We start from the raw sequence: 12,644 nt of genomic DNA, 5'->3' as shown, positions 1-12,644 counted from the left end.
TCCATCCACCCTGTCCCGGACCCGGCACCCAAATCCCTTCGAAGGGATTTGCAAGCTCCTTCGAAGGAGCTTGTCCCAGTCAGACGTGTCTCACTTCGCCATGAGATCCGGCAGCTCGCCGGTGAGCCCCGCCGCCTCGCGCACGAAATTGCGGCGCAGCCCGGGCATGCCCTGCACCAGCGCCATGCCAAGATCACGCCCGGCCCGCAGGATCGGGTTGTCGTTCGAGAAGAGCCGGTTGAAAAGATCGGTCGCCGCCGCCAGCGCCGCCGTGTCGAAGCGCCGCCAGCTCTGGTAGCGCGCCAGCACCTGCGGCGAGGCCACGTCCTCGCCCCGGCGCTGCGCATGGGCCAGCACATGCGCCAGCGCCGCCACGTCGCGCAGCCCGGCGTTGAGCCCCTGTCCGGCGATCGGGTGCATGCCATGCGCCGCGTCGCCCACCAGCGCCAGCCGCTCGGCGACGAAGGCATTGGCCAGCGTCAGCCCCAGCGGGTAGGTGTAGCGCGGCCCGGCAAGGGTGATCTCGCCGAGGAAATCGCCGAAGCGCGGGCGCAGCACCTGCAGGTACTCGTCATCCGGCAGCGCGTGGATGGCGCGGGCCAGCGCGTCCTTCTCGCTCCAGACGATCGAGCTGCGGTTGCCGGTCAGCGGCAGGATCGCCAGCGGACCACTCGGCATGAAGAACTGGTGCGCGACACCCTCATGCGGCAGCTCGTGGGCGATGGCGCAGACCAGCGCCGTCTGCCCGTAGGTCCAGCCCATGCGCCGGATGCGCGCGCGCGCCGCCGTGCCGCTGCTGCGCCCGTCGGCGCCGACCAGCAGCCGCCCGCGCAGCGTGCCGCTATCCGCCAGCGTCACCGTCACGCCCGAGACATCCACCTCCTGCGCAATCACCGTCGAGGCGGCGCGATGGGTGATCAGCGGCTCGGCCCCCATGGCCTCGAGCAGCGCACGGCGCAGGAAACGGTCCTCGACCATGTGGCCCATGGGCCCTTCCTCGATCTCGGCCGAGGCGAAATCGAGCCCGAGAAACACCTCCGCCTCGCCGACGCGCCCGTCGGTGACGCGGATCGCGGTCATCGGCTGGGCATTCGGCGCGAGCCGGTCCCAGAGCCCGAGATTGGCCAGCAGCCGCACCGAGGCGAGGGCCAGCGCATAGGCGCGGCCGTCGAAGCCGGGCTCGGCCCGCGTCTCGGCGGGCAGGGCGTCGATGACGGTGGCGCTGAGCCCGGCCCTGGCCGCCGCCAGCGCGAGGGCGGGCCCGTTGAGACCGCCGCCGATGATGAGCAGATCGCTGTCCTGTGTCATGGGGCGTACTATGGTCCTGCGACCGGGATTGTCCATGCGCCTGCGTGCCGCTACCGTCGCGCCGACCGAAAAAAGGAAAGCGGCCCAAAAGAATGGAAAGCGGCATGACGGACTGGACAGGCAAGAGCGCGGCGGAACTGGGACGGGCGATCGGCAGGGGCGAGGTCGACCCGGTCGAGCTGGCGCAGGCATATCTCGAAAAGATCGCGGCGCACCCGCTCAAGGATCGCATCTACGCCCGGGTGACGCCCGAGCGCGCGCTGGCCGAGGCGAAGGCGGCAAGCGAACGCGCCAAGACCGGCCGGCGCCTCTCGCCGCTCGACGGTGTGCCGGTCAGCTGGAAGGACCTCTTCGACACCGCCGGCGTCGCGACCGAGGCGGGCACCGCGCTGCTGAAGGGCCGCGTGCCCGAGACCGATGCCAGGGTGCTGCAGACCGCCACCGCCATGGGGCTCGTCTGCCTCGGCAAGACGCACCTGTCGGAATTGGCCTTCTCCGGCCTCGGGCTGAACCCGGTCACCGCCACCCCGCCCTCGGTCAACGATTCCGAGGCCGTGGCGGGCGGCTCGTCCTCGGGCGCCGCGGCCTCGGTCGCCTTCGGCCTTGCCGCTGCGGCGGTGGGCTCGGACACCGGCGGCTCGGTGCGCATCCCCTCGGCCTGGAACGACCTCGTCGGGCTCAAGACCACCTGGGGCCGCCTGCCGCTGGTCGGCGCGGTGCCGCTGGCCTCTCGCTTCGACACGGTCGGCCCGCTCTGCCGCACGGTCGAGGACGCGGCGCTGATGCTCGCCGCGCTGGAAGGCCGCCGCTCCCCCGACCTGACCGGCGCCACGCTGGAGGGTGTCCGCCTTGCCGCGCTCGACACCATCGTCATGGACGGGCTGCGCCCCGAACCCGCCGCCGCCTACGCGAGCGCGCTCGAACGGCTCAGGGCCGCCGGGGCCGAGATCGTGCCGATCGACGTGCCCGAGGTCGCGATCCCCATGGGCGACGCCGCGGTGCTCTACACCGCCGAGGCCTGGGCCACCTGGGGTCCTGACATCACCGACCGCGGCGATCTGATGTTCGCGCCGATCCGCGAGCGTTTCGAGGGCGGCAAGGCCTTTACCGCGGCGCAATACATCACCGCCTGGGACCGGATGATGAAGGCCCGCGCCGCCTGGGCCGAGGCCACCGCCGGCTTCGACGCCGTGCTCTGCCCGACCGCGCCGAACCTGCCGCCCAAGGTCGACAGGCTGCTGAGCGATGACGAGTACTACGTCACCGAGAACCTGCTCACCCTGCGCAACACCCGCGTCGGCAACGTCATGGGGCTCTGCGTCACCACGCTGCCCACGGGCACACCGAGCTGCGGCATCTCGCTGATGGCCGCGCCGATGGCGGAAGACCGGCTGCTGCGGCTCTCGGCCGCGGCCGAGGCGGCGCTGGCCTGACCCGGCACCGCGACAACGAAAGGCAGGCCGTCCCCCCGGCCTGCCTCCCCCTCCTGCCCTTTCATCTTTCCCTAAATACTCCCGCCGGAGGCGCTTCGGCTCAGCCGCAGCGCAGGTAGGTCAGCGGCTCCGGGATCGCCCCCTCGCCGCTCTCCTGCCGCACCAGCGTGTCGCCCTTCGCGACCAGCACCATGTCGCGCTGCCAGCTCATCCCCTCGCCGGTCATGTCGAAGGCGGCCTCGAGCCGCTCCTCCGACCGGTCGGTGACCGCGCCCAAGACCGCACGGGATTCGTAGAAGACGAGCGTGTCCTCCTTCACCTCCATCAGCCCCTTGGCGTCGCCCCTGGTCGAGGTGCAGTCGGCGGGCACCAGCCCCCAGCGGCCCTGCATGGCCTCGGGAATGCCGGCCTGCGCGGCATCGGTAGGGTCGGGCCCGTCCTGCGGAAGGCAGGCTGCGGTCAGGGCCAGCGCGGCGAGCGCGGCCAGCGGAGCGGGGTGTCGAAGCGTCCATGTCATGAAAGCCAAACCTGCGGCGGCCTCACCCGGTTCCACCAAGCCGCGGCACCGGCGCGGCACCGCTCAGAGCGCCCTCAGCAGGTCGACCGTCGGCCAGCCGTCCACCGGCAGCCCCAGCTCGGCCTGCACCCGGCGCACGGCGCTGCGCGTGCCCGCCCCGAGGATGCCATCCGCCTCGCCCACGTCATGCCCGCGCGCCTGCAGCTTGCGCTGGAGCTCCTGCATCTGCGGCCCCGAGAGGCCCGGCGCCGGGGTGCCGGGATCGTAGACCGGCGCGCCCTCGAGCCGGGTGGCGAAATAGGCCGCGGTCAGCACGTAGGTGAAGCTCTGGTTCCACTCGAAGTAGACGCGGAAATTCGGGTAGGCCATGAAGGCCGGCCCGCCGCGCCCCTGCGGCAGCAGGATCGAGGCCTGCAGCCGCCCGTCATCCAGCGCCCCGTTGCGCCCAGCGATCCCGAGCCGCTCCCATTCCGCGACGCTCATCGTCGTCTCGAGCCCGCTCTGCGACCAGTCGAAATCCGCGGGCAGCGTGACCTCCTGCAGCCAGGGCTCGTTCGGTCGCCAGCCGAGGCCCGAGAGCATCTTGGCCCCCGACAGCAACGCATCGGGCACCGAGGTCTTGAGCATCACGTGCCCGTCACCGTCGCCGTCCACGCCGTTCTCTAGGATGTCGCGGGGCAGCATCTGCACCATGCCGATCTCGCCCGCCCAGGCGCCGGTGGTGCTGGCCGGGTCGAAATCGCCGTGCTCGTAGAGCGTCTCGGCGGCGATCAGCTGCGGCCGGAACAGCTCGGGCCGGCGGCAGTCATGCGCCAGGGTCGCCAGCGCGTTGGCCGTGTTGAAATTGCCCTGGTAGCCGCCGTAGTCGGTCTCGAAGGCCCAGAAGGCCAGCAGCACCCCGCGCGAGACGCCGTACTCGCTCTCGATCCGGTCGAAGACCGCATCCCATTCCTCGGCCTTGCGCCGCCCCTTGTCGAGCCGGTCCTGCGAGATCAGCTTGCGGGAAAACTCGATGAAGGGCGCTTGGAAGATGCCCTGCGCGCGGTCGGCCTTGAGCACCTTCGGATCCTGCCGCAGCCCGGAAAAGAACTTCTCCGCCCGCGCCGGATCGGCCCCCTGCGCCACCGCTTCGTCGGACACGCCGCGCAGGAAGGCGCGGAAATCGCCGCCGCAGGGCACCGGCTCCGCCTGGGCCAGGGCCGCGGCGGGCAGCAGGAGGGCGGTGAGAAAAGGCAGGATACGCATGAACACCTCGCACAAGGACTGAAGTCACCCTATCAGCCCGCGTTCCGCTGGCAACTGCACGGATTTCCCTCCGGATCACGTATCGCGGCGCGGGCGCAGGGCAAAATCTTGTGGCTTCAAACCAAAATTAATCTTTTGTTTAGGAAGCCGCCCGACAACAGGGTGGGGGGTAAAATGCGTCTCAAAAGGGCGCGAGCACGGTCAGGCGCGGACAGGAAGGGGATGTTTCCGCCGGGAGAGGATGGATGAGAGTACTTATCGTTCAAAGTGACCGGCTCCTCGCCTCGGCCTGGAGCCGCCAGCTCGAGGATGTCGGCGCCGCCGTCCGGGTGGTGGACGACCAGGACAGCGCGACGCGGGTGATGCATGACGAGCAGGTGGACGTGATCGTCCTCGATCTCATGCTCGCCTCGGGAAGCGCCCTGGCCGTGGCCGATTTCGCCTCCTACAGGCAGCCGGACTGCCGCGTGGTCTTCGTCACCGACTCGCCGGTCTTTGCCGACGGCTCGATCTTCCGCCACTGCGCCAATGCCTGCGCCTACCTGCCCACCTCGACCGAGCCGTCGGATCTCGCCGCCATGGTCGAGCATTACGGCGCGCGCTGCGCGGTCTGAGCGCGCTCAGACCGCGGCGGCCAGATCCCCGCGCCCGTGCGGCGCCTCGAGGTCGAGCACCGGCCCGATCGGCACGATGCGGTGCGGATTGATGGTGTCGTGGCTGTAGTGGTAGTGGCGCGTGATGTGGTCGAGCCGCACCGTCTCGGCGACGCCGGGCCACTGGTAGAGCTCGCGCACGTAACCCCAGAGCGCCGGGTAGTCGGTGATCCGCCGACGGTTGCACTTGAAGTGGCCGTGGTAGACCGTGTCGAAGCGGATCAGCGTGGTGAAGAGCCGCCAGTCGGCCTCGGTGACCCGGTCGCCCATCAGGTAGCGCTGGCCCGAAAGCCGCTCCTCCAGCCAGTCCAGCGTCTCGAAGAGCGGCAGCACCGCCTCCTCGTAGGCCGACTGGGTGGTGGCGAAGCCCGCCTTGTAGACACCGTTGTTGACCGTGTCGTAGATCCGCGCGTTGACCGGCTCGATCGCCGCGCGCAGCTCCTCCGGCCAGTAGTCGTCCGTGTTGCCGGTCAGCCCGTCGAAGGCCGAGTTGAACATGCGGATGATCTCGGCGCTCTCGTTCGAGACGATGGTCCCGCGCTGGCGGTCCCAGAGCACCGGCACCGTCACCCGGCCCGAGATCTTCGGATCGGCCTTGAGGTAGATGTCGCGCAGGAACGGCAGGTCGTATAGCCGGTCGCCGGTCGCTCCCTCGAAATCGGTGCGGAATTCCCAGCCTTCCGACAGCATGTCGGGATGCACCGCGCTCACCGGGATCAGCTCCTCGAGCCCCTTGAGCGTGCGGAAGATCAGCGCCCGGTGCGCCCAGGGACAGGCGTAGCTGACATAGAGGTGGTAGCGGTCCGGCTCGGCGCGGAACCCGCCCTCGCCGGTGGGACCGGCGCTGCCGTCCGCGGTGATCCAGTTGCGGAACTTCGCGGTGGAGCGCACGAACTTGCCACCGGTCTTGCCGGTGTCATACCACGTGTCCTGCCATACACCTTCGACCAGCTGGCCCATGTCGCGCGCGCTCCCTGCGGTTTCGTCCCCAAAGAGCTAGGCGAGCCGTCCCCGCAAGCAAACAGGCACAGGCGCGCAGCCCCTCCGGCATGAGCGCACATCCCGGCCACGAGGCGAGCTCAGCGCGTGCCGAACCTCTGCAGGATCCAGATCAGCAGGATCGCCCCAAGGACCGCCCCGACGAGGCCAGCCAGCGCCCCGGCCATGACGATCAGCCCGCGCAGCACCAGCCCGCCGATCAGCGCCCCGCCCATGCCGATGAGCACGGTCTGCACCACGCCGGTCTGCACCCGCATGAAGCGCGTGGCGAAGAAGCCCGCCGCCGCGCCGATGATCAGAAGCCCCAGAATGCCCATGCCAGCTCCTCGCGCCTAAGCCCCGCCCAGCACCGTGCCGGCGGGGATCCTCATGCCGCGCAGGAAGGTCTCGGCATCCTGCGCCCCCTTGCCCGCGCGCTGCGCGCGGGTGACCTGCACCGCGCCGCTGCCGCAGGCGATGGTGAAGCCGTCGTCCAGTGCCGTGCCCGGCGCGCCGCCGCCCGCGACCACGCGCGCCCCCAGCAGCTTGATCCGCTCGCCCCCGACCATGGTCCAGGCTCCCGGGAAGGGCGCAAGCCCGCGGATCAGCCGGCTGACCTCTTCCGCCGGCCGCGCCCAGTCGAGCGCCGCCTCGGCCTTGTCGATCTTCTGCGCATAGGTCACGCCCTCCTCGGGCTGTTCCTCGGGCGACAGCACGTCCAGCCGGTCGAGCGCCTCGGTGATCAGCCGCGATCCCAGCGCCGAGAGCCGGTCGTGCAGCTCGCCCGTGGTCTCCTCGATGCCGATCACGAGCGCCTCGCGCAGCAGCACCGGCCCGGTGTCGAGCCCCGCCTCCATCTGCATGATGCACACGCCCGTCTCGGCATCGCCCGACAGGATCGCCCGGTGGATCGGCGCGGCGCCGCGCCAGCGCGGCAGCAGCGAGGCATGGATGTTGAGGCAGCCCTTCGCGGGCGCGTCGAGCACCGCCTGCGGCAGGATCAGCCCGTAGGCCACGACCACCGCCACGTCGGCCCCCAGCGCGGCGAACTCGGCCTGCGCCTCGGCGCTGCGCAGGCTCACCGGGTGGCGCACCGCGAGCCCCAGCTCCTCGGCGCGGGCCTGCACCGGCGAGGGCCGGTCTTTCTTGCCGCGCCCGGCGGGCCGCGGCGGCTGGCTGTAGACGGCGGCGATCTCGTGCCCGGCCGCGACCAGCGTCTCGAGCACCGGCACCGAAAACTCCGGCGTTCCCATGAAGACCACGCGCATCGGGCAGCTCCCTTCCGTCATTCCACACAGGCCGGGCCGCGCGGCAACCTTTCGGCGCCCGCCCCTTCTTCTCTTCGACAAATGCGCAAATCCCGCCCGTGCCGCCAGCGCGGCGCCGGGCAGAGGCGCCCTTCAGCCGCGCTTCTTCGACCGGCGGATCAGCATGTCGCGCTTCACCTTGCTCAGGTGGTCGAAATACATCTTGCCGTTCAGGTGATCGACCTGGTGCTGCACCGAGGTCGCCCAGAGCCCGACGAAGTCCTGCTCCTGCATCTCGCCCGCCTCGTCCATGAAGCGCACGGTCACGCCGCGCGGGCGCTCGATCATGGCCCAGACGCCGGGCAGGTTGGGGCTGGCCTCGTCATGCGGGCGCAGCTTGACCGAGGCGTGCAGGATCTCGGGGTTGGCCATGCGCACCACCTTGCCGCGCTCCTCCGAGGCATCGACCACCGCCAGCCGCAGCATCACGCCGATCTGCGGCGCGGCGAGGCCGACGCCCGGCATCGCCTCCATCGTGTCGACCATGTCGTCCCAGATCGCGCGGATGTCGTCGGTGATCGCCTCGACCGGCGCCGCGGGGGTGCGCAGGCGCTTGTCGGGCCAGGGAATGCAGGGGCGGGCGGTCATGCGGGCGTCCTCATGCCAGGGCCTCGTAATCGGCGATCAGCGCGGCGCGCGCCTCCGCCTCCAGCCGGTCGAAATGCACCAGCCCGTCGAGATGGTCGTACTCGTGCTGCGCGACGATCGCCTCGGAGCCCGAGAGCTCGACCTCCTGCGCTTCGCCGGTAAGGTCGGTATAGGCAAGGCGGATGCGCGCGTGGCGCTCGACCAGCGCGGTCACGCCGGGGATCGAGAGGCACCCCTCGCCGCCGGTCACCCGCTCGTCCGAGCCCCAGGTGATCGCCGGGTTGATGCAGGCGCGCGGGGTCATCTCGCCGTTCTTCCAGCCCGCGTCCATGACGAAGACCCGGACCATCGCGCCCACCTGCGGCGCGGCAAGGCCGCGGCCCGGGGCGTCGTACATGGTCTCGAAGAGATCGCTGACCAGCTCCGCCACGTCCTCGACCGAGCCGACCTCGTCGCAGCGCTGCGACAGCCGCGGATCCGGCCAGCGCAGGATCGGCAGCAGGCTCAAATCCTCGCCCTCTCGCGCTTCAGCTTGACCATCTTGCGGGTGATCATCTGGCGACGGAGCGGCTTGAGGTAGTCGATGAAGAGCTTGCCGTCGAGGTGGTCGATCTCGTGCTGCACGCAGGTCGCCCAGAGCCCGTCGAACTCCTCCGTCTGCAGCCTGCCGTCGCGGTCCAGCCATTCGACCTGCACCAGCTTCGGGCGCTCGACCTCCGCATATTGCTCGGGGATCGACAGGCACCCTTCCTCGTAGACGTTGCGCTCGTCCGAGCTCGCGATGACCTTCGGGTTGAACATCACCAGCGGCCGCGGCGTCTCGCCGTCGTCGGGGCGCGTGCAGTCGAGCACGATCACCCGTTCCAGCACGCCGATCTGCGGCGCGGCCAGCCCGATGCCCGGCGCGTCATACATGGTTTCGAGCATGTCGTCGGCCAGCACGCGCAGCTCGTCCGACAGGTCGGGCACCGGCGCGCAGAGCTTCTTCAGCCGCGGATCGGGATGGATGAGAATGGGGCGTTTCATGCGCTTCATCTAGGCAAATCGGCGTCACCGCGCAAGATGCGCGGGGCTGCGACCCTTGCACTCGGGCGCCAAGCCGCTAGCGTCCGCCTGAGCACAGCGCAAACCGCAGACGAGAAAGTGACGGCCCCAGCATGAAAGACCTCTTCGACCAACCGATCGACCGCCGCGGCACCGGCTCCGCCAAGTGGGACCTGATGCAGAAGCTCTTCGGCGTGCCGCAGGAAGACGGGCTCGCCATGTGGACCGCGGATTCCGACTTCCCGACCGCCCCCTGCGTGCGCGACGCGCTGCAGGCGCAGGTCGACCTCGGCATCTTCGGCTATTTCTCGGACATCGGCCTTTACACCGGCGCGGTGCAATGGTGGATGCAGGAACGCCACGGCTGGCAGATCGAGCAGGACTGGATCGTCACCACCCACGGGCTCGGCAACGGCGTCGCCATGTGCCTCGACGTCTACACGCAGCCGGGCGACAACGTGGTGATCTTCTCGCCGGTCTACCACGAGTTCGCGCGGAAGATCCGCCGCGCCGGCCGCGTGGTCACCGAATGCCCGCTGAAGCGCGAGGGCGACCGCTACGAGCTCGACCTCGAGGACGCGCAGGCCCGGCTCACCGGCAACGAGACCATGCTGATCTGGTGCTCGCCGCAGAACCCCTCGGGCCGGGTCTGGACCGCGGACGAGCTGCGCGCCGTGGCCGAGTTCGCCGCGCGCAACGGCATGGTGCTCCTGTCGGACGAGGTGCACCACGACCTCGTCTACCCCGGCGAGACCTTCGTGCCCATGGCCGTCGCCGCGCCCGAAATCACGGACCGGCTGGTGACGCTGACCGCCGCCTCCAAGACCTTCAACCTCGCCGGGCAGCGGGTCGGCTCGCTGACCATCTCCGATCCGGCGATGCGCAAGGCGATGCAGGACCGGCTCGAGGCGCTCGACAGCAAGCCCAACGCGCTCGGCATGATCATGACCGCCGCCGCCTATTCCCCCGAGGGCGCGCAATGGGTTGACGCGCAGGTCGCGCACCTGGACCGCAATCGCGCGATCTTCGACGCGGCGGTCAATGCGATCCCCGGGCTGCGCTCGATGCCGCTGCAGGCGACCTACCTCGCCTGGGTGGATTTCTCCGGCACCGGCATGAGCTTCGAGGAATTCAACGCCCGGGTGCGCGACATCGCGAAGATCGCCGCCAGCCCGGGCCCGGATTTCGGCGCCGGCGGCGAGAGCTTCCTGCGCTTCAACCTCGCCGCGCCGCGCGCCCTCGTCGAGGAAGCCGGGCAGCGCCTGCAGAAGGCCTTCGCCGACCTGCAGTGACCCGGCGCGGGGTGCGGTCCGGCAAGGTCCGCGCCCTGCCCTTCTTCTCTTGGAAAATACGCCGGGGAGCGCGAGGGGCAGCGCCCCTCGCATCCGCCCCGCTCAGACGCGCGGCGGGCGGGACTTGTAGACCGGGATGCCCCAGCCGAAGGCGATGGCCGAGGCGCGCAGCGCGAAGGTGACCGCCGAGCAGATGATCGCGGCAAGGAAGGGCGGCAGCCCCAGCCAGGTCGCGACCAGCAGCGCGACGGCCCCGCCGAGCGCGCAGGTAGCATAGGGCTCGCCCTGCTTCAGCAGCAGTGGCACCTCGTTGGCCACGACGTCGCGCATCAGCCCGCCGAGGCAGCCCGACATCACCCCCATGACCAGCACCACGCCCCAGCTCACGCCTTCGGCCATGGCGATGCCGCTGCCGGCGGCCACGGCGACCGACAGCGCGGCGGCGTCGAGCCAGAGGATCGCCTTGGCCCGGCTTTCCAGCAGGTGCGCAGTGAAGAAGACCAGCAGCGCGGCGGCGCAGGCGATGCCGAGATAGGTGGGCTCGGCGACCCAGAACACCGGGTGGCGGTTCAGCAGCAGGTCGCGGGTGGTGCCGCCGCCGACGGCGGTGAGGCAGGCGAGGAAGGCAAAGCCCACCACGTCGAGCTGCGCCCGGCTCGCGACCAGCGCACCGGTCAGCGCGAAGATCACCACCGATGCGTAGTCGAGAAGGACGAGCGGGCTCACCTCCTCAGCCCTTGAACGGGGCCATGCCGGCCCGCGCAAGCTCGTCGGCGCGCTCGTTCTCGGGGTGGCCGGCGTGGCCCTTGACCCATTGCCAGGTCACGTCGTGGCGGCGCTGCGCCTCGTCGAGCCGCATCCAGAGCTCGGCGTTCTTCACCGGCTTCTTGGCGGCGGTCTTCCAGCCGTTGCGCTTCCAGCCGTGGATCCAGCCGGTGACGCCGTTCTTCACGTAGGCGCTGTCGGTGACGACGGTGATCTTCGACGGGCGCGAGAGCGCCTCGAGCGCGCTGATCGCCGCCATCAGTTCCATGCGGTTGTTGGTGGTCTCGGCCTCGCCGCCCTTGAGCTCGCGCTCCTTGGCGACGGTCTCGCCCTCCATCGCGCGCATGAGAACGCCCCAGCCACCGGGGCCGGGATTTCCGGAGCAGGCTCCGTCGGTATATGCAAATAGGTCAGCCATGGGCGAGCACGCTAAGCCATGGCGACACGGTGCCGTCAAGCCCGCTCCCCGCGCCCCGGGTGACCGACGTGACGGAGAGACCGGCCCCGGCGAGCAGGTGCCGCAGCTCGGGCTCGGAATAGTAGCTGTAGAAGCGGCCGAGCCGGTCGCGCGCCTCGCCCTGCCCTTCCTTCAGCGTGAGCCCCAGCCGCCCGCCGGGCTTGAGCGCCCGGGCGATGGCCGCGAGGTGCCGGGGCATGTCGGCGCGCGGCGCGTGCAGCAGGCTGAAGGCGGCCCAGATGCCATCGTAGCGGTGTTCGGCCGTCAGCTCGTCGAAGCTGGCCTGCCAAGCGTCCACGCCCGGGCGCGCCGCGGCTAGGGCGACCATCTCGGGGGCGGCGTCCATCGCTTCGACGACGAAGCCCGCCCGCGCCATGTGCGCCGCCTCGAGCCCTGGACCGCAGCCGAGATCGAGCACCCGTCCGCCCGTCGGTAGCGCGGCAAGGAAGGCGGGCAACGTCGGGAAGACCTTGCCCTCGGCCATGGCCTCGTAGTCCCGCGCCCTGGCGGCGTAGACCCGGAGGGTCTCCTCGTCAGTCACCGGAGGGTCTCCTCGTCGCTCACCGCAGGGTCCTCTCGTCGGTCACAGGAACGCCTCCACCGAAAGGCAGGCCACCGCGATCACGGTCACCGGCACCCGCAGCCCCAGCCACCAGCGCGGGGCCAGGTTCCAGAGCTGGAAGGCGGCGTCGAGCAGCAACAGGCCAAGGAAGCCGAAGACGAGGTTGGTCGCCGCCGCCACCGGCCCGCCGCCGACCATGACGAAGGCCCAGAGCGCGGGCAGCACCGACAGGGCGTAGGCCACCGCAGCCTTGGCCCCGCCCGCCTTGGTGGCAAAGCCCCAGAGCACGCCCGACATGAAGGCGAGGATCACCGTGCCGTAGGAAAGCTGCAGGTAGGGCGCGACGAAACGGCTTCCGAGGTGGGCGATGGACCAGTCGTAGAGCGCGGCGTTGTAGCGGGTGGCGACCGACCACAGGAAGGGCAGCAGCCCGAGGAAGGCGAGGAAGAGCGGCGCGCGGGGAACGGAACTCATGCGCGGCTCCGCGGGCTGGTG

Annotated in this window: 16 protein-coding genes; 3 read left to right on the top strand and 13 right to left on the bottom strand. The window is 70.5% G+C overall.

Annotated elements, in window-relative coordinates:
• Positions 1 to 90: 90 nt before the first annotated feature.
• Entirely contained in the window at positions 91 to 1,344 is a 1,254-nt protein-coding gene (locus PVT71_RS06675) for an FAD-dependent monooxygenase (protein ID WP_353473724.1), read from the bottom strand.
• A gap of 68 nt (positions 1,345 to 1,412) precedes the next feature.
• On the opposite strand from PVT71_RS06675, the gene PVT71_RS06670 reads away from it, so the two are divergent.
• Positions 1,413 to 2,741: an amidase family protein gene (locus tag PVT71_RS06670; protein WP_353473723.1), complete on the top strand. Its 1,329-nt coding sequence runs from the start codon at positions 1,413 to 1,415 to the stop codon at positions 2,739 to 2,741.
• A gap of 100 nt (positions 2,742 to 2,841) precedes the next feature.
• Here PVT71_RS06670 and PVT71_RS06665 read toward each other — a convergent pair whose 3' ends face one another.
• Both PVT71_RS06665 and PVT71_RS06660 read right to left on the bottom strand, forming a co-directional pair.
• On the bottom strand, positions 2,842 to 3,258 hold the full coding sequence (locus PVT71_RS06665; protein WP_353473722.1) for a hypothetical protein: 417 nt from the start codon (positions 3,256 to 3,258) through the stop codon (positions 2,842 to 2,844).
• Between the two features lie 63 nt (positions 3,259 to 3,321).
• The gene (locus PVT71_RS06660) at positions 3,322 to 4,503 is read right to left on the bottom strand and encodes a lytic murein transglycosylase (protein ID WP_353473721.1); all 1,182 of its coding nucleotides are present in this window, start codon (positions 4,501 to 4,503) and stop codon (positions 3,322 to 3,324) included.
• Between the two features lie 245 nt (positions 4,504 to 4,748).
• Here PVT71_RS06660 and PVT71_RS06655 point away from each other — a divergent pair, with 245 nt between their 5' ends.
• The gene (locus PVT71_RS06655) at positions 4,749 to 5,117 is read left to right on the top strand and encodes a response regulator (protein ID WP_353473720.1); all 369 of its coding nucleotides are present in this window, start codon (positions 4,749 to 4,751) and stop codon (positions 5,115 to 5,117) included.
• A gap of 6 nt (positions 5,118 to 5,123) precedes the next feature.
• Here the strand turns inward: PVT71_RS06655 and PVT71_RS06650 are convergent, their stop codons facing one another.
• From PVT71_RS06650 to def (PVT71_RS06625), 6 genes are all read right to left on the bottom strand, one after another.
• Positions 5,124 to 6,116 (bottom strand): glutathione S-transferase family protein, encoded by a 993-nt coding sequence (locus tag PVT71_RS06650; protein ID WP_353473719.1) that lies wholly within the window; start codon positions 6,114 to 6,116, stop codon positions 5,124 to 5,126.
• Positions 6,117 to 6,235: 119 nt separating this feature from the next.
• The gene (locus tag PVT71_RS06645; RefSeq protein ID WP_353473718.1) at positions 6,236 to 6,472 is read right to left on the bottom strand and encodes a GlsB/YeaQ/YmgE family stress response membrane protein; all 237 of its coding nucleotides are present in this window, start codon (positions 6,470 to 6,472) and stop codon (positions 6,236 to 6,238) included.
• Positions 6,473 to 6,487: 15 nt separating this feature from the next.
• Positions 6,488 to 7,402 (bottom strand): methionyl-tRNA formyltransferase, encoded by a 915-nt coding sequence (fmt, locus tag PVT71_RS06640; RefSeq protein WP_353473717.1) that lies wholly within the window; start codon positions 7,400 to 7,402, stop codon positions 6,488 to 6,490.
• Positions 7,403 to 7,534: 132 nt separating this feature from the next.
• Complete coding sequence (gene def / locus PVT71_RS06635) at positions 7,535 to 8,029, bottom strand: peptide deformylase (RefSeq protein ID WP_353473716.1); 495 nt, start codon at positions 8,027 to 8,029, stop codon at positions 7,535 to 7,537.
• A gap of 10 nt (positions 8,030 to 8,039) precedes the next feature.
• Positions 8,040 to 8,537 (bottom strand): peptide deformylase, encoded by a 498-nt coding sequence (def, locus tag PVT71_RS06630; RefSeq protein WP_353473715.1) that lies wholly within the window; start codon positions 8,535 to 8,537, stop codon positions 8,040 to 8,042.
• On the bottom strand, positions 8,534 to 9,055 hold the full coding sequence (gene def / locus PVT71_RS06625; protein ID WP_353473714.1) for a peptide deformylase: 522 nt from the start codon (positions 9,053 to 9,055) through the stop codon (positions 8,534 to 8,536). Before def (PVT71_RS06625) ends, def (PVT71_RS06630) begins: the two co-directional genes overlap by 4 nt.
• A 131-nt stretch (positions 9,056 to 9,186) precedes the next feature.
• On the opposite strand from def (PVT71_RS06625), the gene PVT71_RS06620 reads away from it, so the two are divergent.
• Positions 9,187 to 10,365 (top strand): PatB family C-S lyase, encoded by a 1,179-nt coding sequence (locus tag PVT71_RS06620; protein WP_353473713.1) that lies wholly within the window; start codon positions 9,187 to 9,189, stop codon positions 10,363 to 10,365.
• 102 nt (positions 10,366 to 10,467) lie between these two features.
• On the opposite strand, the gene PVT71_RS06615 is transcribed toward PVT71_RS06620, so the two are convergent.
• The 4 genes from PVT71_RS06615 to PVT71_RS06600 are packed head-to-tail and all read right to left on the bottom strand — an operon-like array spanning position 10,468 to position 12,623.
• Positions 10,468 to 11,091, bottom strand: a complete 624-nt coding sequence (locus PVT71_RS06615; RefSeq protein WP_353473712.1) for a trimeric intracellular cation channel family protein — start codon at positions 11,089 to 11,091, stop codon at positions 10,468 to 10,470.
• A gap of 4 nt (positions 11,092 to 11,095) precedes the next feature.
• Positions 11,096 to 11,548 carry a ribonuclease HI gene (rnhA, locus tag PVT71_RS06610; protein ID WP_353473711.1) on the bottom strand — a complete coding sequence of 151 codons (453 nt, stop codon included), beginning with the start codon at positions 11,546 to 11,548 and terminating at the stop codon, positions 11,096 to 11,098.
• Positions 11,541 to 12,128 carry a class I SAM-dependent methyltransferase gene (locus PVT71_RS06605; protein WP_353473710.1) on the bottom strand — a complete coding sequence of 196 codons (588 nt, stop codon included), beginning with the start codon at positions 12,126 to 12,128 and terminating at the stop codon, positions 11,541 to 11,543. The genes rnhA and PVT71_RS06605 overlap by 8 nt, the downstream gene beginning before the upstream one ends.
• A 42-nt stretch (positions 12,129 to 12,170) precedes the next feature.
• On the bottom strand, positions 12,171 to 12,623 hold the full coding sequence (locus PVT71_RS06600; protein ID WP_353473709.1) for a DUF3429 domain-containing protein: 453 nt from the start codon (positions 12,621 to 12,623) through the stop codon (positions 12,171 to 12,173).
• Positions 12,624 to 12,644 lie beyond the last annotated feature (21 nt).

The sequence above is a fragment of the Salipiger sp. H15 genome (assembly GCF_040409955.1).
Lineage (GTDB): Bacteria > Pseudomonadota > Alphaproteobacteria > Rhodobacterales > Rhodobacteraceae > Salipiger.
Note: the sequence above shows the minus strand (reverse complement) of the source record. Positions and strands in the feature narration are given on the sequence as shown.